Source organism: Trueperella bernardiae (assembly GCF_030246965.1).
GTDB classification, from domain to species: domain Bacteria; phylum Actinomycetota; class Actinomycetes; order Actinomycetales; family Actinomycetaceae; genus Trueperella; species Trueperella bernardiae.
Map to the genome: position 1 here is coordinate 708,551 of NZ_CP127099.1, position 18,620 is coordinate 727,170.

General features: G+C 67.5%; 16 protein-coding genes. 11 read left to right on the forward strand and 5 right to left on the reverse strand.

The genetic code is table 11. The features are described 5' to 3' along the window. Nucleotides 1-11: 11 nt before the first annotated feature. Together hflX and QPC17_RS03280 are read left to right on the forward strand one after the other, a co-directional pair. Nucleotides 12-1,448: a GTPase HflX gene (gene hflX, locus QPC17_RS03275; protein ID WP_083200507.1), complete on the forward strand. Its 1,437-nt coding sequence runs from the start codon at nt 12-14 to the stop codon at nt 1,446-1,448. Next, nucleotides 1,445-3,391, forward strand: a complete 1,947-nt coding sequence (locus QPC17_RS03280) for an ATP-dependent DNA helicase (RefSeq protein ID WP_285347461.1) — start codon at nt 1,445-1,447, stop codon at nt 3,389-3,391. The genes hflX and QPC17_RS03280 overlap by 4 nt, the downstream gene beginning before the upstream one ends. On the opposite strand, the gene lexA is transcribed toward QPC17_RS03280, so the two are convergent. Next, nucleotides 3,369-4,061, reverse strand: a complete 693-nt coding sequence (gene lexA, locus QPC17_RS03285) for a transcriptional repressor LexA (protein ID WP_068538404.1) — start codon at nt 4,059-4,061, stop codon at nt 3,369-3,371. The genes QPC17_RS03280 and lexA overlap by 23 nt on opposite strands. A gap of 190 nt (nt 4,062-4,251) precedes the next feature. On the opposite strand from lexA, the gene QPC17_RS03290 reads away from it, so the two are divergent. Continuing rightward, nucleotides 4,252-4,830 (forward strand): LysM peptidoglycan-binding domain-containing protein, encoded by a 579-nt coding sequence (locus QPC17_RS03290; RefSeq protein WP_082661053.1) that lies wholly within the window; start codon nt 4,252-4,254, stop codon nt 4,828-4,830. A gap of 107 nt (nt 4,831-4,937) precedes the next feature. Continuing rightward, on the forward strand, nt 4,938-5,378 hold the full coding sequence (gene nrdR / locus QPC17_RS03295; protein WP_068538523.1) for a transcriptional regulator NrdR: 441 nt from the start codon (nt 4,938-4,940) through the stop codon (nt 5,376-5,378). Nucleotides 5,379-5,447: 69 nt separating this feature from the next. Here nrdR and QPC17_RS03300 read toward each other — a convergent pair whose 3' ends face one another. The 3 genes from QPC17_RS03300 to QPC17_RS03310 form a co-directional block, all read right to left on the reverse strand. Next, nucleotides 5,448-7,361 carry an AMP-binding protein gene (locus QPC17_RS03300; protein WP_285347462.1) on the reverse strand — a complete coding sequence of 638 codons (1,914 nt, stop codon included), beginning with the start codon at nt 7,359-7,361 and terminating at the stop codon, nt 5,448-5,450. Between the two features lie 63 nt (nt 7,362-7,424). After that, complete coding sequence (gene serA / locus QPC17_RS03305) at nt 7,425-8,630, reverse strand: phosphoglycerate dehydrogenase (RefSeq protein WP_062612153.1); 1,206 nt, start codon at nt 8,628-8,630, stop codon at nt 7,425-7,427. A gap of 14 nt (nt 8,631-8,644) precedes the next feature. Continuing rightward, entirely contained in the window at nt 8,645-10,867 is a 2,223-nt protein-coding gene (locus QPC17_RS03310; RefSeq protein ID WP_068538400.1) for a HelD family protein, read from the reverse strand. A 141-nt stretch (nt 10,868-11,008) separates the two neighbouring features. On the opposite strand from QPC17_RS03310, the gene QPC17_RS03315 reads away from it, so the two are divergent. Then, nucleotides 11,009-12,028 carry a PAC2 family protein gene (locus QPC17_RS03315; protein ID WP_070445393.1) on the forward strand — a complete coding sequence of 340 codons (1,020 nt, stop codon included), beginning with the start codon at nt 11,009-11,011 and terminating at the stop codon, nt 12,026-12,028. Here QPC17_RS03315 and QPC17_RS03320 read toward each other — a convergent pair whose 3' ends face one another. Beyond that, the gene (locus tag QPC17_RS03320) at nt 12,029-12,856 is read right to left on the reverse strand and encodes a spermidine synthase (protein ID WP_068538398.1); all 828 of its coding nucleotides are present in this window, start codon (nt 12,854-12,856) and stop codon (nt 12,029-12,031) included. Nucleotides 12,857-12,897: 41 nt separating this feature from the next. Here QPC17_RS03320 and dinB point away from each other — a divergent pair, with 41 nt between their 5' ends. The 6 genes from dinB to QPC17_RS03350 all read left to right on the forward strand — a co-directional run bounded on the left by dinB (nt 12,898) and on the right by QPC17_RS03350 (nt 18,616). Beyond that, complete coding sequence (gene dinB / locus QPC17_RS03325) at nt 12,898-14,169, forward strand: DNA polymerase IV (RefSeq protein ID WP_068538397.1); 1,272 nt, start codon at nt 12,898-12,900, stop codon at nt 14,167-14,169. Between the two features lie 31 nt (nt 14,170-14,200). Beyond that, a complete protein-coding gene (locus tag QPC17_RS03330; protein ID WP_062612163.1) occupies nt 14,201-14,569 on the forward strand; it encodes a DUF3040 domain-containing protein in 369 nt (122 codons plus the stop codon). 241 nt (nt 14,570-14,810) lie between these two features. Then, nucleotides 14,811-15,242, forward strand: coding sequence for a division/cell wall cluster transcriptional repressor MraZ (gene mraZ, locus QPC17_RS03335; RefSeq protein ID WP_062612165.1), 432 nt, complete (start codon nt 14,811-14,813; stop codon nt 15,240-15,242). An 82-nt stretch (nt 15,243-15,324) separates the two neighbouring features. Continuing rightward, on the forward strand, nt 15,325-16,326 hold the full coding sequence (gene rsmH / locus QPC17_RS03340; protein WP_101923417.1) for a 16S rRNA (cytosine(1402)-N(4))-methyltransferase RsmH: 1,002 nt from the start codon (nt 15,325-15,327) through the stop codon (nt 16,324-16,326). Further along, entirely contained in the window at nt 16,323-16,715 is a 393-nt protein-coding gene (ftsL, locus tag QPC17_RS03345; protein ID WP_062612169.1) for a cell division protein FtsL, read from the forward strand. The genes rsmH and ftsL overlap by 4 nt, the downstream gene beginning before the upstream one ends. An 8-nt stretch (nt 16,716-16,723) precedes the next feature. Next, nucleotides 16,724-18,616: a peptidoglycan D,D-transpeptidase FtsI family protein gene (locus QPC17_RS03350; protein WP_062612171.1), complete on the forward strand. Its 1,893-nt coding sequence runs from the start codon at nt 16,724-16,726 to the stop codon at nt 18,614-18,616. Nucleotides 18,617-18,620 lie beyond the last annotated feature (4 nt).

Genomic DNA, 18,620 nt, shown 5'->3' on the forward strand with positions numbered 1-18,620 from the left:
AGGAGAGACTCATTAACAGCAACTTCACATCCCGCGAGGGCACGGCGCTTCAGGAAGACCCGGCCTACGGGGGCCACTGGGCGGGCGATTCGCTGGATCGCGAGGAGCGCTCCTCGTTGCGGCGCGTGGAGGGGCTGTCCACCGAACTGACCGACGTTACCGAGGTTGAATACCGCCAGTTGCGCCTCGAGCGCGTGGTCCTCATCGGCGTGGTGGATGATGACATGAAGGCCGGCGAGGAGTCGTTGCGCGAGCTCGCGGCGCTGGCCACGACGGCGGGTTCCCAGGTTCTCGACGGCGCTCTCCAGCGCCGCCCGCACCCCGACCCGGCCACCTACTTCGGCTCGGGTAAGGCCCGCGAGCTGGCCGAGCTTGTGGCGGCCACGGGCGCGGACACGGTCATCGCGGACTCCGAGCTGAGCCCGTCCCAGCGCCGCGCCCTGGAGGACATCGTCAAGGTCAAGGTCGTCGACCGCACGGCCCTCATCCTCGACATCTTCGCCCAGCACGCCAAGTCGCGCGAGGGCAAGGCCCAGGTGGAGCTCGCCCAGCTCGAATACTTGCTACCGCGCCTGCGCGGCTGGGGAGAATCGATGTCCCGGCAGGCCGGCGGCCGCGTTGCCAGTGGCGAGGGCATCGGCTCTCGCGGCCCGGGTGAGACGAAGATCGAGCTCGACCGCCGGCGCATCCACCGGCGCATGGCCAAGCTGCGCAAGGACATCGCCCACATGGGCAACGCGCGCCAGACCAAGCGTGCCGCCCGGCGCAAGAATCGCACGCCGTCGGTCGTGGTCGTGGGATATACGAACGCGGGCAAGTCCTCGCTCATGAACGTGCTGACGGACGCCGGGGTGCTCGTGGAGAACGCACTGTTCGCCACGCTCGACCCCACGGTGCGGCGGGCGCTCACGCGCGACGGGCGCGAGTACACGCTGACCGACACAGTGGGTTTTGTGCGCAACCTGCCCACCCAGCTCGTCGAGGCGTTCCGCTCCACGCTGGAGGAGGCCGCCGACGCCGACGTGCTGCTTCACGTGGTCGACGCCGCTCACGACGACCCGGTGGCCCAGGTCGACGCCGTCCACGAGGTGCTTGCCGACGTCGACGGCGCGCTTGACGTGCCCGAGCTCATCGTGCTGTCCAAGGTCGATATTGCTGACCCGGTGACCGTGGCAACCTTGCGGAGCCGGTTCCCGGACGCGATGGTCGTCTCGGCGGTAACAGGGGAGGGCATCGAGGAGCTGCGCACCCGCATCGAGGAGCTGCTGCCGCACCCGCAGGTGGCGGTCGACGTCGTCATCCCGTACGACCGGGGTGACCTCGTCAGCCGCATCCACGAGGACGGGGAGATCCTGCACGAATCCCACGAGGAGGCCGGCACGCATATGGTGGCGCGGGTCAACCCGGACGTGGCCGCGGCGGTAGAGGCCCTGGGCGGGCAGGCGTGAGCGAGGCGACACCGCGCGAGGTGCTCGCCCACCTCGTGGCAGGAATCGGCGGCAAGCCGCGCGAGGGCCAGGAACGGATGGTCGACGCCGTCTACGAGGCGCTGACGGAGGAATCCCACCTCATGGTGGAGGCGGGCACGGGCACGGGCAAGTCGTTTGGATACCTCGTGCCGGCGATGGCGTGGTCGGCAGCCACAGGCAAGCGCGCCACGATCTCCACGGCCACCTTGCCGCTCCAGCGCCAGATCATCACGCAGGACGCGCCGGCGGTGGCCGACGCGATCCGGGAGACGATGGGCTCGCACGTGGAAGTCGCGTTGCTTAAGGGGTGGAACAACTACGCCTGCCTGCGCAAGGCCGATGGCGGGTTTCCCGAGGAAGACGCGCTGCTTTCGCGCGCCGAGGGTGAGGTGGGGGCGACCGCCACAGGCGAGGAGGTGGTGCGCGCCCGCGAGTGGGCCCTCGCCACCGATACCGGCGACCGCGACGACCTGGTCCCCGGCGTGTCCGACCGGGCATGGAACCAGATCTCCATCCAAAAGCGCGAGTGTATCGGCGAGCACTGCTCGCTGCGCCACGAGTGCTTCCCGCGCATGGCCCGCGCGCAGGCGGAGGAGGCCGACATCGTGGTAACAAACCACGCCCTCCTCGGCATCCAGGCCGCCGGCACGCCCGTGCTGCCCGAGTCGGACGCCTACATCGTGGACGAGGCCCACGACCTGGTCGACCGCGTAACCGGCCAGCTCACGCGCTCGCTCACCGGCTACGAGCTGCGTAGCATCGCGCGAATGCTGCGCCAGGCTGGGCTCGACGACGAGGGGTTGGGCGACGTCGCCGACGAGCTGGCCGACGCGCTCGGCGCCGTCAACGAGGGTCGGCTCATCCGGATCGGCGACGCGCTTTCCGATACGATCGCGCGCATCATGGGCAAAGCGCAGACCGCGGGCGGCGAAGTCGCCTCGCTCTCGAGCTCGAACGAGGAGGCGAACGCCACCAAGAACGTTCTGCGCTCTCGGCTGACGGAGCTGGTGAACCTGTGTGCTGACCTGATCTCGGGGGCGGTGAGTGAAGGGCGGCTCGTGGCGTGGGTCAGTGAGTACAACGACAACCGCGCGCTCTACCTGGCCCCGCTCGACGTGTCGGGCGCGATCGCCTCGGGCCTGTTCGAGGACACACCGGTGGTGCTGACCTCGGCCACGCTACAACTGGGTGGGAGCTTCGACGCGATGGCCGGCCGGGTGGGCTTCACCTTCCCCAGCCAGGGGGAGTGGAGCGGGCTCGACGTCGGCACGCCATTCGACGAGCGGCGCCAGGGCATCCTTTACGTGGCCAAGCACCTGTCCGCCCCCGGCCGGGAGGGCTACGGGGATGAGCACCTGCAGGAGATCGTGGACCTCATCGAGGCCTCGCGGGGCGGGGCGTTGTGCCTGTTCACCTCGCGTGCCGGTGCGACCCGGGCAGCCGAGTACGTGCGCGAGCGGATCGACCTTCCGGTGGCATGCCAGGGGGATGACCAGCTGCCGACTCTGCTCGAACAGTTCGCGGCCGACCCGAGCGCGAGCCTGTTCGGCACGCTCTCGCTGTGGCAGGGCGTGGACGTACCCGGGCCCACGTGCCGGCTGGTCGTCATCGATCGCATCCCGTTCCCGCGCCCGGACGACCCGCTCATTCAGGCGCGCACCCAGGCCGCAGGCGAGTCAGGGCGGAATCCGTTCATGACCGTCTCTGCCACGCACGCGGCGCTCCTGCTTGCCCAAGGGGCCGGCCGGCTGCTGCGCCGGATCGACGACCGGGGCGTGGTGGCCGTGCTGGACTCGCGCCTGCGTAAGGCGCGCTACTCGGGCTTTCTATTGGCGTCGTTGCCGGACATGTGGCGCACGACCGACCGGGCCGTGGTGCTCACAGCGCTGGAGCGGCTGGCTACAGGGCTCGAAGAACGGTAACGACCTTGCCTAGGATCTGGGCCTCGTCGCCCGGGATGGGCGCGTAATTCGAATTGCGGGGCAGGAGCCACACGTGCCCGTCCTTGCGCGAGAGGGTCTTGACCGTGGCCTCCCCATCGATCATCGCGGCCACGATCTCCCCGTTCTCGGCCACGGGCTGGCGGCGCACCACCACCCAGTCCCCGTCACAGATCGCGGCGTCGATCATCGAATCGCCTGAGACCAAGAGCATGAACAGATCCCCGTCTCCCGTGAGTTGGCGGGGGAGCGGGAACACGTCCTCCACGTGCTGCTCGGCCAGGATCGGGCCGCCGGCCGCGATGCGGCCGACCGCCGGGACGTTGACGGGGGCGTTGATGGCGATATCGGTATCGTTGAGCCGGTAGACGGCGGTGCCCTCCACATGGAAGCTGGTGGGGATTGCGGGGATTTGCAGCTCGAAGCCGGCGATTTCGAGGCCGCGCTCTGTGACCTCAATCGTGCGGGGGCGGCGTGGATCGCGCGCGAGGTACCCTTCGCGCTCGAGCAGATCTAGCTGGTACTTGACCGAGGACGAGGACTTGAGGCCAACGCTTAGGCCGATTTCGCGCACGGTGGGAGGGAAGCCCCGTTCGGCGATCGCCGAACAGATAGCGCGCAGGATAGCGAGTTGGCGATCCGAGATGCTCATGGCTCCCCCTCACGGCTCCAGAAAAAGTTGTCGGAGCGGCCTGATTGACTTTCTCCTACAGGTTATCGGGTGAGCAAAGCGAGTTCAAACATCTGTTCTAATGTGTGTCGAACACAGGTTCTAGACACCGTGGAGCTCCTCCGGTAAGATTCAAACAGATGTTCGACGAACGTATGTTCGAGGAGGAGACATGACTGCACTTCGAAGCGATGCCACCATTGAGGTCCGGCCTGCGTCGCGGCCCACGTTGCGCGCGGTGCGCGCCGGCGAGCGCAAGGTGGCCGTGCGGCCCGATCGCTCAGCTCGAATCCTGCGTGCTGTTCCCACGCCCGGTTCTGCCGATACTGCGCCGGCCCGGCGGGTGGTAGCTTCGCGGCCCGTGGAGCGCGTGGCCACGGTACCCGTGGTTGCTCGGGCGCAGCGGGCGGGCGCGGCGCGCGCGGTTCGGGGCGCGGCGCCTGCACGATCGGTGGCACAGCAGCGTTCCAGGATGAACGCTCGCCAGCGCAATGTGCTCGCGGGGCTCGCCGTTGCGGCGGTCGCAATTTTCGCCTTCGCCCTGGCCATCTTCCTCTACGCCGCCCTCGGCGTCGGCCCCCAGGCAGGCGCGGTCACCACGGTGATGGCGGGGGACTCGCTGTGGTCGATCGCCAGTGCCATGGGAAGCGGCCTGCCCACTGAGCAGGTGGTGCGTGACATCATGTCGCTCAACGCGCTCGATGGTACGCACATCGAAGCCGGCGCCCAGCTGCTCCTGCCGGCGTACTGATCGAGGGCCGGCGCATGGTTGGGGTCATCGCGCGGGCAGCGGTGGATCAGCGCGGACATGGGGCGCTGTCTTGCCGATCCTTCAGTGCGGGCGGTAGCTTTATGACCATGTTCTGTCCCTTTTGTCACTATGAAGATTCGCGCGTGATCGACACGCGCACCTCTGACGACGGCCAACTCATCCGCCGGCGCCGTGAATGCCCGCAGTGCTGGCGCCGATTCTCCACCACGGAGACAGCGACCCTCATGGTGACCAAGCGCTCGGGTGCCACCGAGCCCTTCTCACGGGACAAGGTGATCAAGGGCGTTGGGAGGGCCTGCCAGGGCAGGCCCGTGACGTCCGACCAGCTCGCGGTCCTCGCCCAAAAGGTGGAGGAGGCGATCCGCGCCTCCGGCGTTGCCCAAATCGACTCACAGGACGTGGGCCTGGCGATCCTCGAGCCCCTGCGCGATCTCGACAAGGTGGCCTACCTGCGCTTTGCCTCCGTCTATTCCAACTTCGAATCGCTCGAGGACTTCGAGCAGGCGATCGCCGCGCTGAAGAACTAGCCGTACCTGCTCGTCGTGATCGCTCGCCGCGGGCGGAGGCTCGCACGGGTGAGACGGTCTCCTACTTGTCTACTCGTCAGCGGGTGAGGTCTCGCCGTCCGTGGCCGCCTTAGGCGCCTCGGTTGCCTCGTGCTTCTCAGGCGCGTTGCTCGCCCCAGGCTCCTCGGTCGTCTGGGGTTCTTCGGGCGCGCTACCAGTCATCCGCGCGGCCCGCTCCTTGACGGAGGCCACGTACTCGTCGAGGCGCTCGGCGCGCTTCGCGGTGGCCTCCGAGACGCGCTCGCGCCACTGGCCGGAGACCAGCTCGAGGTTCGCCAGCCGCTCGGTCACGTTCTTGCGCATGACCTTGCCCAGCTGGGAGCGGGGCAGCTCGTCGAAGATGGCGATCGACTTGGGCATGGCGTAGTGGGAGAGCTTGTCTTCCGTCCACGCCCGCACCGCCTCCAGGTCCACCGTGGCCCCGGGCTCGAGCACGAGCGCGGCCACCACGGACTCGGAGAACGTGTCTGTGGGCATGCCCACCACGGCCACGTCCACCACACCCGGCATGTCGCGCACGGCGGACTCCACCTCGGAGGGGTAGACGTTGAAGCCAGAGTTGATGATCATTTCCTTGCGCCGGTCGGCCATGACGAGGAAGCCGTCATCCCAGCGCCCCAGGTCTCCCGTGTACAGCCACCCGTCCTTGAGGGTATTCTTGGTCTCCTCGGGGTTTTTGTAGTAGCCCTGGAAGACCTGCGGCCCGCGCACGGCAAGCTCGCCGATTTCCCCGTCGGCAACCTCCACCGAGCGGTTTTCGGGGTCGACGATCCTCACCTCGGTGGATGGGAAGGGCAGGCCGAGGGTGGAGGGGCGGCGTCGTTCGGTGAGGGGCGAGCCGGCGATGACGGGGGAGGCCTCGGTCATGCCGTAGCCCTCGATCATCAACCCCGACTTTTCCTCCCAACGCCGGGCGAGCTCCGGGTCGAGCGCCATCGCGCCGCACACCGAATACCGGATGGTCGAAAGGTCTGCGACCTTGCCGGCGTCGATTGCGTCGAGCATCTTCGTAAACATGGGCGGCACGCCGCCGAAAAAGGTGAGCGGGTGGCGCTTGTGGGCAGCGAAGAGGATGTCGACGTCGAAGGAGGGAGTCATCACCTGTGTGGCGGCGAGGCCCACGCAGGTGAGCATGGATAGCTGCAGGCCGAACGCGTGGAAGAAGGGCAGCACGGCGCCCACGGTCTCTTCGCCATAGACCAGGTCGGACAGCCACAGTTCGATCTGCTTGGTGTTCGACAGGAGGGAGCGGTGGCTGAGCGCCACGGCCTTCGGGGTGCCCGTGGTGCCGCCCGTCATGAGGAGGGCGGCGACGTCATCGAGCGCGGGGCCCTCCGCCCGGCTGAGGTCGAGCGGGGCGTTGTGCTTGACTTGGTTGTCCCACGAGTGCACCCCGTCCGGCACCCGCCCGCGTAGCTTGTTGCGTTGGGCCTTCGCGGCCTTGAGTGGCATTTTGAGCAGGAACTGGGACTTGGCGGGCAGGGCCTTGGTGAGGTTGACGGCCAGGTAGGTGCGGTCCTTGAAATCGCCGCCTGCCAGCAGTTTTTCCAGTGTCTGCTCCCAGCCGATCACCACGGTCGATCCCACCAGGTCGATCTGGGCGTCGATCTGAGAGGGTGGGGCGAGTGGGTTGTGCTCGGCCACGGTCACCCCGAGGAACTGGGCAGCGTAGAAGGACACGTAGTGCTGGGGGCAGTTGGGCAGGATCACCGAGATGACATCGCCCTTGCGCACGCCGCACATCGTGAGCACCTGGGCGGCCCGGCGCACCTCGTCAAAGACCTCGGCGTAGGTGAACTCGCGAGCGAGGAAGTCGATGGCCACCCGGTCGGGAAAATCGCGCGTGGCGTCGACAAGCAGCTGGTCGATCGTGGTCGAGACAGGCTCGATCGTGGTCGCCACGCCATCGGCGTAGTACGAGTGCGCGAGTGTCATGTGGTCCATAGGGGCTCCTTCCCACTTAGGGATAAGAGTACCGCGTGGAGGCACCCGGAGAGGTGCGCAAGCCTATTCTCGGGTCAGCAGGCGCAGGCGGATGTGGGCCTTGGCCTCCTGCAGACGCTCGAGGATAACCTCCGGGACCTCGGCCGCGGTGTCGGTGACCATGTAGCCGTACTCGCCCTGGGTGGCCAAGGACTGGAAGGTGACGTTGACGCCCTCGTCGGCGAACAGGCGGTTGACGTCTGCCAGGGCGCCTGGCGTGTTCCAGTGGTACCAGGCCACGCGGTGGAGGGATTCGGCGGCGGGGGCCGTGGCGATGTTGGGCGTGTTGACCGACAGTTCGGTGGAGCCCTTGCGCCAGTAGTTGAGGAGCTTGGCGCTAACGAAGCTGCCGATCGACTCTTGGGCCTCGAGGGTGGAGCCGCCGATGTGCGGGGTGAGGATGACGTTGTCGAAGCCGATGAGCACGGAGGAGAACGGGTCACCGTTCTTCAGGGGCTCGCTAGGGAAGACGTCCACTGCGGCGCCGGCCACTTGGCCGGACAGGAGGGCCTCGCGCAGGGCGTCAAGATCCATGACGTGCCCGCGGGCGAGGTTGAGCAGGATGACCCCGTGCTTGAGCTTTGCAAACATCTCCGCGTCGAAGTAGCCCGTGTTGGCGGGGCGGCCATCGATGTGGAGGGAGACGACGTCGGCGGTGGCGAGCAGCTCGTCGAGTGAGACCCGGGTGGCGTTGCCGAGGGCCAGGCGCTCGGCGATGTCGTGGAAGATGACCTTCATGCCCAGGGCCTCGGCCACCACGGACAGTTGGGAACCGATCGAGCCGTAGCCGATGATGCCGAGCGTCTTGCCGCGCACCTCGTGGGCGCCCTCGGCGGTCTTTTGCCACACGCCCTTGTGGAGGGCGGCGTTCTTTTGCGGGATGCGGCGCACGAGTGCAATGAGCTCGCCGATCGCCATCTCCACCACGGAGCGCGTGTTGGAGTAGGGGGCGTTGAAGACGGCCACCCCGTGGTCGGAGGCGGCCTCGAGGTCGATCTGGTTGGTGCCGATGCAGTAGGCGCCGATCGCGGTCAGCTGCGGGCAGGCTTCGATGACGTCGCGGGTGATGTTGGTCTTGGAGCGTATACCAACCATGTCGAAGCCCTGGAGGCGGGCGATGAGTTCGTCGGTGTCCAGGGAGCCGGGTACGCGTTCCACCTCGATCCCGTACTGTCCGAAGACCTCGTTTGCGACCTCGTGTGGGTTTTCAAGAAGCAGGACCCGTGCCACCGTCTACTCTTTCGCTAGAAACCAGTTGGGCGTGGGCCGCGCGTCAGGACGTCGAGTCGCCTGGTGGGGCGAGTCATTGCGACGTACAGGTCACCCGGCCCGTCCGCAAGGATGGCCTCAGGTTCCACCAGCACGACGACGTCGTACTCCAGCCCCTTCGACATCCCCGCGGTCAACACATGTATTCTCGCCGAAATATCGAAACCGTGCCGGTCCAACGTCCAGTCTTTGAGACGCGGGGAGGATTTGAGGAGCTCCCCGGCGCGCTCGTGGTCCGCTTTCGCGACGACGACGCCGATCGACCCGCGCCCAGCGCCGAAGTCGGCGTCGAGCTCGGCGCATGCCTTGGCAACCAGCTCGATCAGCTGGTCATCCCCACCCTTGTGGTAGGCGAGGGAGCCCTCCAAGTCGCGCGCGGCGCGCATGAAGCCCACGGGGTGGCCGTGAGCGCCCATGACTTCGGCGGCCTTGGTGAGGACGGTGGCGGGCGTGCGGTAGGAAATGGTGAGCCTTTCAACCCGGTGGTATTGGGCGAGCGGGCCGAGTGCGCTGGCCCAGCCGCCCTCGGGAGCGCCGGTCGGGCGCTGGTCCAGGTCTCCCACGATCGTCATGGAGCGCGAGGGATTGCGTCGCTCGATCATTCGCCACTGCATGGGGGACAGCTCTTGGGCCTCGTCGATCACCACGTGTCCGTACGTCCACGTGCGGTCGTTCATCGCGCGCTCGGCGAGCGTGACCCCGGAGTCGGAGTCGGCTACCCTTCGCGTCATTATGTCGGAATTGACGATACCGCCGCCGAGGCCCATGGCGGACATGGTGGAGCTGACGTATTCGCCCAGCTGGCGCTCCTCGGCCTCCTTGGCGGTCTTGGCGTGGCGCTCGGTGTCGGAGGCGAAGGCGCCCAGGTGCTCGGACAATTCGTCGAGGATGGGGATGTCGGCCGGGGTTAGGCCGCTGCCGCGTTCGCGGCGTAGGGCGGCGCGCTCGGCCGGGCTCAGCTGCGGGGCCACCCGCTCGAGGAGCTCGGGGAAATGGTAGAGGCGCTCGAGTAGGGTGACCGAGGAGGAGGGCAGCCAGCGAAGGTTGATCTCGCGCCGGGCATCGATCGACTCGGCGACGTCGGAAATGAGCCAGTCCGAGTCCTCCACGGTGGTCTCCAGCGCTGCGGCGAGCTGTTCGGCGAGGGCCGTGACGAGGCGGCGGGCGTAGACCTCGCGCGCCTGGTTGTGTGGCTTGCCCGAGCGGCGGGCGCGACGCTGGGCGTCCTCGACCATGTCCGGGGTGAGCGTGAGCGTCTTGCCGTCCACCTTGAAGGACACGGGCGCGGGAAGCGGCTTTTGCACGATCTGTCGCACCGCCCGTTTGGCGATGTCTGCCCATACCGCCCGGCCCTTGATCTCGGCCACCTCCACCGGCTCGCTCGCCGTGGGGCTGATCCCGGGCAGCAGCTCGTCGATGGTGGTGGACACGACGTCGGACTCGCCGAGCGAGGGCAACACCTGGTCGATGTAGCGCAGGAAGAGCGGGGAGGGGCCGATGATGAGCACACCGGAGCGGGCCAGGCGCTCGCGGTGGGTGTAGAGCAGGTAGGCGGCCCGGTGGAGGGCCACGGCCGTCTTGCCCGTGCCCGGCCCGCCCTGGACGACGAGGACGCCCGCGTCCTCGGAGCGGATCACCCGGTCCTGTTCGGCCTGGATGGTGCCCACGATGTCGCCCATCTTCCCATCGCGCGCCTGGGCCATGGCGGCCATGAGCGCGCCCTCGCCCGTGAGGTTGAGGTCGGAGGAGGTGGCCTTATCGAGCAGCTCGTCCTCCACCCCGGTCACGTCCCGCATACGGGTCTGGATGTGGCGGCGGCGCACCACGGTGCCCGGCTGGGCAGCGGTGGCCTGGTAGAAGGGCTCGGATTGCGGGGCCCGCCAGTCGGTGAGAAGGATGCGCTGATCCTCGTCGCGCAACGTCATGCGCCCGATGTGGGTCACCGCCCCGTCGTTGTGGTCGAGGCGCCCCATGACGAGGCGGTTCTCCAAGTTGCGCAGGCGCAGCAGGTTGTCCTCGTAGTGCGTGGCGAAGGAGTCGCGCTCGGAGACGGCGCCCGGGGTGCCGCGCCCGCCGGCCGCCCGCACCCGGGTGAGCTGGTCGCGGTAGTACTCGCGCTGGCGGTCGAGCGCCGCGTAAGCGACGTCAACAAACTCCTGCTCCTCGGCAATGGCACGTTCGATGGCGGATGTGTGCAATGGTGACCCCCAAACTTTTTAAGGCTTCAATTATCCTCCTTTTTGCCGGCGGATGCACGTTCGGCCGTGAGCAAAGCCGACGCGCGGAATATTTCACGGCGGCGGACACGTTGTGAGAATGTAGAACGAGGAGGATTGAACGTGGCACATTTCTACACACTTGAGCCGGGCACGGATGACCTGCGTGTCAGCACGCTCGTGCTCAACCTGGTCGACCCGCTGGTAGATGCCGGCAACACGGCCCACGCCATCGACGCGACCATCAAGACCCTCGACGCCGAACGGATCGGCACCTTCGACCCGGACCCGCTGTTTGACTACCGCGCCCAGCGCCCCATCGTCAGCTATTCCGATGGCCACATTGTGGGGATGACCATGCCGGGCATCGAGCTCATGCTCGTCACCGACGTCCACGGCGAATCTTTCCTCTACCTCGGCGGCGCCGAGCCCGATTTCCGGTGGAACGCCCTGGCGGAGGACGTTCTGGAGATCGTGGAGCACTTCGGGGTTCAGACCGTCTACTCCTTCGCCGCGATGCCCGCGCCCGTGCCGCACACTCGCCCGGTGGACATGCTTATTCGCACCACCGAATCGGCGGGGAAGCACCCGGTGGTGGAGGGCTTCGCCGAGCACTTTGCCGAACTATCCGACATCTTCGAGCACGCCGCCGCCCAGCGCTCGGTTCCCGTGATCAACATCCGGGTGCGCGTGCCGTTCTACCTGGTGCGCGGGGAGAGCCCGTTCTTCGCGGGCGCGCTCGCGGCGATCAAGATGCTGGCGGCCCGCGGTGGTCCCACCTTCCCGCTCGGTGACCTGGAGCAGCTGGAGGATTCCCAGCGCGCGGCCATCGAACAGATGCGCACGGAGGGCTCCGAGTTTGACGAGCTCGTCGCTTCACTGGAGAAGGACTACGACTCCTCCGACATCGGCTTCGTCACGAACGAGGAATCGGCGCCCGTCATCCCGTCCTCGGATGAGATCGGCCAGGCCGTGGAGCAGTTCCTCGCCTCGCAGGAGACCTCGCCGCTCGACCGCGTGCACAAGACCAAGACCGAGCGCGGCTTCACCTCGGACCTGCGCCGGATCGGCAAGGGCTTCCGCGTGGGGCTCGGCCGGCGTTCGCGCGACGACGACGATCCTGAGGCACCTAAAGGCGAATAGTTAGCTCTGCGCTGCCTGGGCCTGCGGCGGCCATCCCACATCGGCGTCGTGGAGAAGGGTGGCCCCCACGGCCGACTCCTCCAGGCGCGCCTGGCCCACGACCACCGTGGGTAGCGGCAGGCGACGCACGGCGCGCGAGATGGTCTCGAGCGGGAGCGGCGCCTGGGAGGCGAGCAGGATGACGTTGCCGAAGCGGTGGCCCTTGACGATGGCGGGGTCGGCGATCGCGGCGATGTGAGCGAAGCTGGCCCGCAACGCGCGCACCTCCCGGTAGACCGGGGCCAGGCCCGCCTCGCCGGCGATGTTGAGTGCGTACAGCCCGCCGTCGGCGAGCAGGCGTGCGGCGTGAGCGTGGGCCTCCACGGTGGTGAGGTAGCGGGGGATGCGGCCGGAGGCGAAGGTGTCGCGCACGATGAGGTTCCACGAGCCCTGGTTCGTTTCGAGCGTGACGCGGGCGTCCTCGGCGCGGATGCGCAGGCGCGGCGCGGAGGGCAGGTCGATCCACTCGCGCACCAGCGTGGCGAGCTCGGGGTCGATCTCGATGGCCAGCTGGCGCGAGCCGGGCCGTTCGGCGTCGATCGCCCGTGCCAGCGCGCACCCGGCCCCGCCCAGATGTAGGGCGCGTACGGGGCCCTCGATCATCGCGTCGAGCGCGATTCGGATGTGCTGCATGTACTCGAACTCGAGGTGGGCGGGATCCTTCGGGTCGATCGCGGAGGACTCCACGCCGTCCACGTACAAGGTGAGCAGACCGTCGAGCTCCACGAGATCCACGGTGGACATGGCGGTCTGGACGCGCGTGATTCCTGCATTCGATTTGCGGGCCATGGCCACAGTCTAGACTCAAGAGGAAAGGAAAGGAGGGCACCATGTCCCGGGCACCGCGTTCGCGTAACGCCAAGCGAGACTGGGGGAGTGACGATTCACGCACCCCCATCTTGCACGTGGACATGGATGCCTTCTTCGTCTCCGTGGAGCTGCTGACCAAGCCGGAGCTGGTGGGCAAGCCGGTGGCAGTGGGCGGGCTGGATCGCGGCGTCATTTCCGCCGCCTCATACGAAGCCCGCCGCTACGGGGTGAACTCGGCGATGCCGGTGGCCCGCGCGAAACGCCTGTGCCCGAACCTCATCATCCTGCCCCACTCGAAGGGCCTGTACGGCGAAGTCTCGGCCCGCATCATGGCGATCTTCCACGAGTTCACCCCGCGGGTCGAGCCGCTGTCGGTGGACGAGGCCTTCCTCGACGTGGCCGGCGCCCGGAAGATCTTCGGCTCGCCGGTGGCCATCGCCACCGAGATCCGTCGCCGCATCTACGCCCAAGAGCGCCTCACCGCCTCCATCGGGGTTGCCGCCACCAAGCACGTGGCCAAAATCGCCTCGGCCCAGGCCAAACCCGACGGCCTCCTCCTCATTCCCTACGACCAAACCGTGCCTTTCCTCCACGGCCTGCCTGTCGGCGCGCTGTGGGGCGTGGGAGACAAGACCCGCGAAAAGCTCGACCGCAAGGGCATCTACACCGTGGCCGACCTCGCCGCCCTCGGCGAGCACCGCCTGCGCGGCCTGCTCGGGGAGGCGGCCGGCTCCCAGCTCTACACGCTCGCGATGGGCCACGATCCGCGCGCCGTCACCCCGCACCGCAAGGAAAAGTCGATCAGCCGCGAGCAGACCTACTTCGAACCCCTCACTGCGCGCGCCGAGGGAGAGCGGGCCCTGCTCGAGCTGTCCCACGACGTCGCCCGCAGGCTCCGCGCCGCCGGCTTCGTATCTTGGACGATCGGGATCAAGCTGCGCTCCGCGGCGGACTTTTCCACGATCTCCCGCACGGTCACCCTCGGGGCTCCCACCGCGCTCGCCGCTGAGATCTTCGACGCCGCGCGCCGCCTCTTCGACTCGGCTGGCGTGCCTGATGGCGGGATCCGTCTGCTCGGGGTGCGGGCCGAGAACCTCGCGGGGATCGAGGAGGGGATCCAGCTTTCGATCGGCGACGACGGCCGGCGCGGGCGGGCCGAGGCGGCGATGGACCAGGTCCGCTCCCGGTTTGGGGCCGGGGTGCTCGGGCCGGCGTCGTTGGTGGAACGGGCCGGAGAGGGCGGCGGTTATCCGCGCGGCGAAAGCGCCGAGCGTCCGGGTCAGGGCATTTGATAGAATGTGCGGACCGACCAAGGGAGAAACCATGGCTCTTTCCGACTACGAACGCAGGATGCTCGAGCAGCTCGAGGCGCAGTTGACCGACGACGATCCGCATCTCGCGCAATCCTTGAAGTCCGAGGAAAGGGGCGCGGTTCAGACCAGCTTCTCGCCCAAGCACCTGGTGATTGGCCTCATCGTGGCCGTGCTGGGCCTGCTCGTGGTGCTCGGTGGCGTGGCGAGCGAAGTGGTGATCGTGGGCGTGGCGGGCGTGGTCGTCGTGTTCGGTGGCCTGTGGTACCTGTCGGCGGGGATGACGAAGGTCAGCGCGCCGGCGGCGCCGCGCAAGCAGGCTGGCCAGTCGGACTTCATGGAGAGGCAGCGCGAGCAGTGGCGTAAGCGTCAGGAAGGCTAGCCCTCCACTTTCCACCACATGCGGCTTCGGCCGCATTTTCTTTGCCCGCGCTCGCCCGAAATATGTGAGTTGTCGGATATTGGGCCCGCCCGCGGGCCTGTCCGCCGGCCCGTTGTGAGAAAATCCCTCCACCCGATCTTTCATTGATAATTCCGGAAAAGATCGTGAAATTGGCGCGTCTAATGCTTGCCAGGGGAGCAAAGTGGGGTAAAGTGGTGGCAACGGGAAAAAGGGGGTGTAGATGTTCCTTGGCACGTACGAACCACGTTTGGACGACAAGGGTCGTCTGATCCTCCCTGCGAAGTTTCGTGACCAGCTTCAGGGCGGCCTCGTGATGACGCGCGGGCAGGAGCACTGCCTGTACATCTTTCCCATGTCGGAGTTCGAAAGCATTCTGGACAACCTGCGCCAGGCGCCCATGACCTCGAAGGATGCACGCACCTACACCCGCGTCTTCCTCTCCGGGGCCAACGATCAGATTCCTGACAAGCAGGGCCGGGTCACCATCCCGGCCTCGCTGCGTCAATACGCCGACCTCGGCCGTGAGGTAGCCGTGATCGGATCTGGTACGCGCGTCGAGGTGTGGGACCTGGCCAAGTGGAATTCGTACCTCGAATCGAACGAATCCGAGTTTGCGGATCGGGAGGACGAGCTCATCCCCGGGCTCTTCTAACGGCCGGTCCTCCACCGGTGTCCTGCGGCAATTCCCCAGCTTCAGGCCAGCGGTGGAGGGCCACAACAAGAAAGGAGCGGCCGTGGCAGACGCTTCGAACAACGCACTGCACGTGCCGGTCCTTGCCCGCACCTGCCTTGATCTGCTGGCGCCCGCGCTGGAGAGCGGCGTACTCATCGACTGTACGCTCGGCATGGGCGGGCACTCCGAGGCGTTCCTCACCGATTTCCCGAACATCCGCGTGGTCGGCATCGACCGCGACCCGGCGGCCATCCGGCTCGCCTCCGAGCGCCTAGCGCGTTTCGGCGAGCGCTTCACCGCCGTTCACACCACGTACGACGACGTCGACCAGGTCGCCGCCCGCTTCGGCGAGGGCGGGAAGGTCGAGGCGATCCTCATGGACCTGGGCGTGTCCTCCCTCCAGCTGGACGAGGAGGAGCGCGGGTTTTCCTACGCCGCTGACGCCCCGCTCGACATGCGGATGGACACCACCAGCCCGCGCACGGCCGCAGACATCCTGGCAACCGAACCCAAGGCCGAGATCGCGCGGATCCTGCGCGTGTACGGCGAGGAGAAGTTCGCCGGCCGGATCGCGGAGGCGGTGGTTCGTCGTCGTGACAAGGAGCCGCTGACCCGCACGGGCGAGCTGGTGGAGATTGTGCGCGAGTCGATCCCGGCCCCGGCACGACGCACGGGCGGCAACCCCGCCAAGCGCACTTTCCAGGCCCTGCGGATCGCCGTCAATGGCGAGCTCGATTCGTTGCGACTGGCCGTGCCCCGCGCGATCGAGTCGCTCAAGGTGGGCGGGCGGCTCGCGGTGGAGTCCTACCAGTCACTGGAGGACCGCATCGTCAAGGACGCCTTCGCCGCGGGTACCAGGTCCACCACCCCGGCCGGCCTTCCGCTCGAACTTGAGGGCCATGGACCCTATCTCAAGGCGCTCACCCGTGGTGCGATCAAAGCCACCGAGGCGGAGATCGCCGCCAACCCCCGAAGTGCCTCCGTGCGCCTGCGCGCCGTGGAGCGCATCGCACCCACCCCATCCCACCTGTCCAACCCCGACCACCGGAGAGATCACCTATGAGCATCGCTGTCGATCGCCAGCGCGCATGGAACGCGCCCACCTCCCGTCCCGTTATCGAGATGCCGGGGCTGTCTGTGGTGCCCACTCCCGCGCCCGCGCGCGGCTTCTGGGGGGCGGTGCTCATGTGTGCGCTGCTGCTCATCGGCTCTTTCAGCGTCGCATTTCACCTCAACACGCGGATGGTGCAGGGTGCATACGAGATCAAAAACATTAGTGTGGAACTGAATGAAGCCGCGGCGCGCGAGGCGACCTTGAAGAAGGACGTCATCGCCGTTGCGACTCCGCAACAGCTACGTGCGCGCGCGGAGGGACTCGGCCTGGTTCCCGCCACCAACGCGCTGCACGTCGACCTTGAAACCGGGGTGATCACCGCTCCGGCCCAGGACTAGGGGATGAGATGGCACAAGACCAATCGGTTGCTTCGGCGATTCGCGCCGGCATCCGGCGAGGTCTGGGAACCGGGAAGGGGCCCGATACCGCTGCGCGGAAGACGACCAACCGCCGGATGCGGGCAACCGCTCTGGTGGTCATGGTCCTCGCCGCGATCCTGGGGCTTCGCCTCTTCTATCTCCAGGTGATCCAGGCGGGCGCGCTGTCGGAAACTGCACGCGAATTCCGCTGGCGTACCTACCCCCTCGAAGCCAAGCGCGGCGACATCGTGGACGCCAATGGCGCCGTGCTCGCCACCTCCGTTGAGCGCTACAACGTGCGCGCCGACCAGACCGAGATCGCCGAGTTCGTCACGCGCGACGACGACGGCAACGTCACAGGCTCGGGCGCGGCGGCCGCGGCCAAGATCCTCGCGCCCCTGCTCGACGCCGACCCGGCCGAGCTGGGCGGCCTGTTGCTGGGCGGGGAGAAGAAGTCGAAGTGGCAGCTCATCGCCTCTGACATCTCCCCGGACGAGTGGCGGGAGATTAACGCGCTCGGCATCCGCGGGATCTACCCCGAGCGCTTCATGCAGCGCCAGTACCCGGGCGGTACCACGGCCGGCACGATCCTGGGCTACCTGGGTGAGACCGAAGAATCGAGCAACCCGATCGGGCGGGCCGGCATCGAGCAGCAGTATGACGACCTCCTCTCCGGCACCGAGGGCATGATCCAATACGAGGTGGCGGCCGGCGGCGCCGTCTTCCCCAACTCCGAGCGCCGCGAGACCCCCGCCGTCGACGGCGGCTCGGTCCACCTCACGATCGACGCCGACCTGCAAAAGGCCACCGAGGACGCCCTCAACGAGGTGGTGACAGGCCAGAGCGCTGAGTGGGGCGCCGCCGTCGTCATCGAAGTGGGCACCGGGAGAGTGCTGGCCCTGGCCGATTCGCGATCGCCGGACCCGGCGAACCTGTCTGCCTCCGATCCGAAAGACTGGAACTCGCGGGCGGTCTCGGCGGTGGTCGAGCCCGGATCCACCGGCAAGCTGGTGACGTACTCTGCCGCGATCAACGAGGGCACGGTCACCCCGCTCGACATGTTCACGGTGGCGAGCCGGCTGGAGATGCCGAACGGTGAGGTCATCAAGGACAACGACGAGCACCCCACCGAGCGCCTCACGGTGGCCGGCACGCTGGCGAAGTCCTACAACACGGGCCTGGTCCAGATCGGCGACACGATCGAGGACTCGGTGCGCTACCAGTACATGATGGACTTCGGCCTCGGCGCGCGCACCGGCATCGAGCTGCCGGGCGAGAGCTCCGGCGTCGTCTACCCGTATGAAAACTGGGCCGGACGCACCCACTACACCACGATGTTTGGCCAGGCGTGGAGCGCCACCACGCTCCAGCTGGGCCAGATGATGAGCGTCATTGCCAATAAGGGCGTCTACATCCCGTTGCATCTGGTGGATGGTGTGGAAAGCGTGGACGGTGATTACACGCCCACGGCGGTCGGCGAATCGCGCCAGGTCATCACCGAGCAGTCCGCCCACACGATGCTCGAGATGATGCAGGCGGTCACCGACCCGCACTCCACCGGCTGGCGGGCGCGCGTGGAGGGCTACAACGTGGCGGGCAAGACGGGCACGGCGCAGGTGCCGGATGCTTCGGGCGCGCTCACCAAGCGAGCCGGAACGTTCGTGGGGACGATCCCGGCCGAGGACCCGAAGATCATCTTCGCCTCCATCATCTACAACGCCGCGGGCGCGGGCTACGGTGGCGACACCGCCGCGGCCGTCTTCAGCGGCACCGCCGAGTTCGCCATGCGCCAGATGAAGGTGGCCCCGTCCCAGGTGCCGCTCGTGCGCCTGCCGTGGACCGAGGCGGAACTGATCGAATCCCAGCAGTCGCAGCAGTAGGGAA

Excerpts from the sequence above, each read along its gene's own strand:
- lexA (WP_068538404.1), bottom strand. The coding sequence starts at position 4,061 with ATGAGCATCTCGGATCGCCAACTCGCTATCCTGCGCGCTATCTGTTCG.
- ftsL (WP_062612169.1), top strand. The coding sequence starts at position 16,323 with ATGAGCATCGCTGTCGATCGCCAGCGCGCATGGAACGCGCCCACCTCC.
- QPC17_RS03290 (WP_082661053.1), top strand. The coding sequence starts at position 4,252 with ATGACTGCACTTCGAAGCGATGCCACCATTGAGGTCCGGCCTGCGTCG.
- QPC17_RS03300 (WP_285347462.1), bottom strand. The coding sequence starts at position 7,361 with ATGGACCACATGACACTCGCGCACTCGTACTACGCCGATGGCGTGGCG.
- nrdR (WP_068538523.1), top strand. The coding sequence starts at position 4,938 with ATGTTCTGTCCCTTTTGTCACTATGAAGATTCGCGCGTGATCGACACG.
- QPC17_RS03320 (WP_068538398.1), bottom strand. The coding sequence starts at position 12,856 with ATGGCCCGCAAATCGAATGCAGGAATCACGCGCGTCCAGACCGCCATG.
- mraZ (WP_062612165.1), top strand. The coding sequence starts at position 14,811 with ATGTTCCTTGGCACGTACGAACCACGTTTGGACGACAAGGGTCGTCTG.
- QPC17_RS03350 (WP_062612171.1), top strand. The coding sequence starts at position 16,724 with ATGGCACAAGACCAATCGGTTGCTTCGGCGATTCGCGCCGGCATCCGG.
- dinB (WP_068538397.1), top strand. The coding sequence starts at position 12,898 with ATGTCCCGGGCACCGCGTTCGCGTAACGCCAAGCGAGACTGGGGGAGT.
- QPC17_RS03330 (WP_062612163.1), top strand. The coding sequence starts at position 14,201 with ATGGCTCTTTCCGACTACGAACGCAGGATGCTCGAGCAGCTCGAGGCG.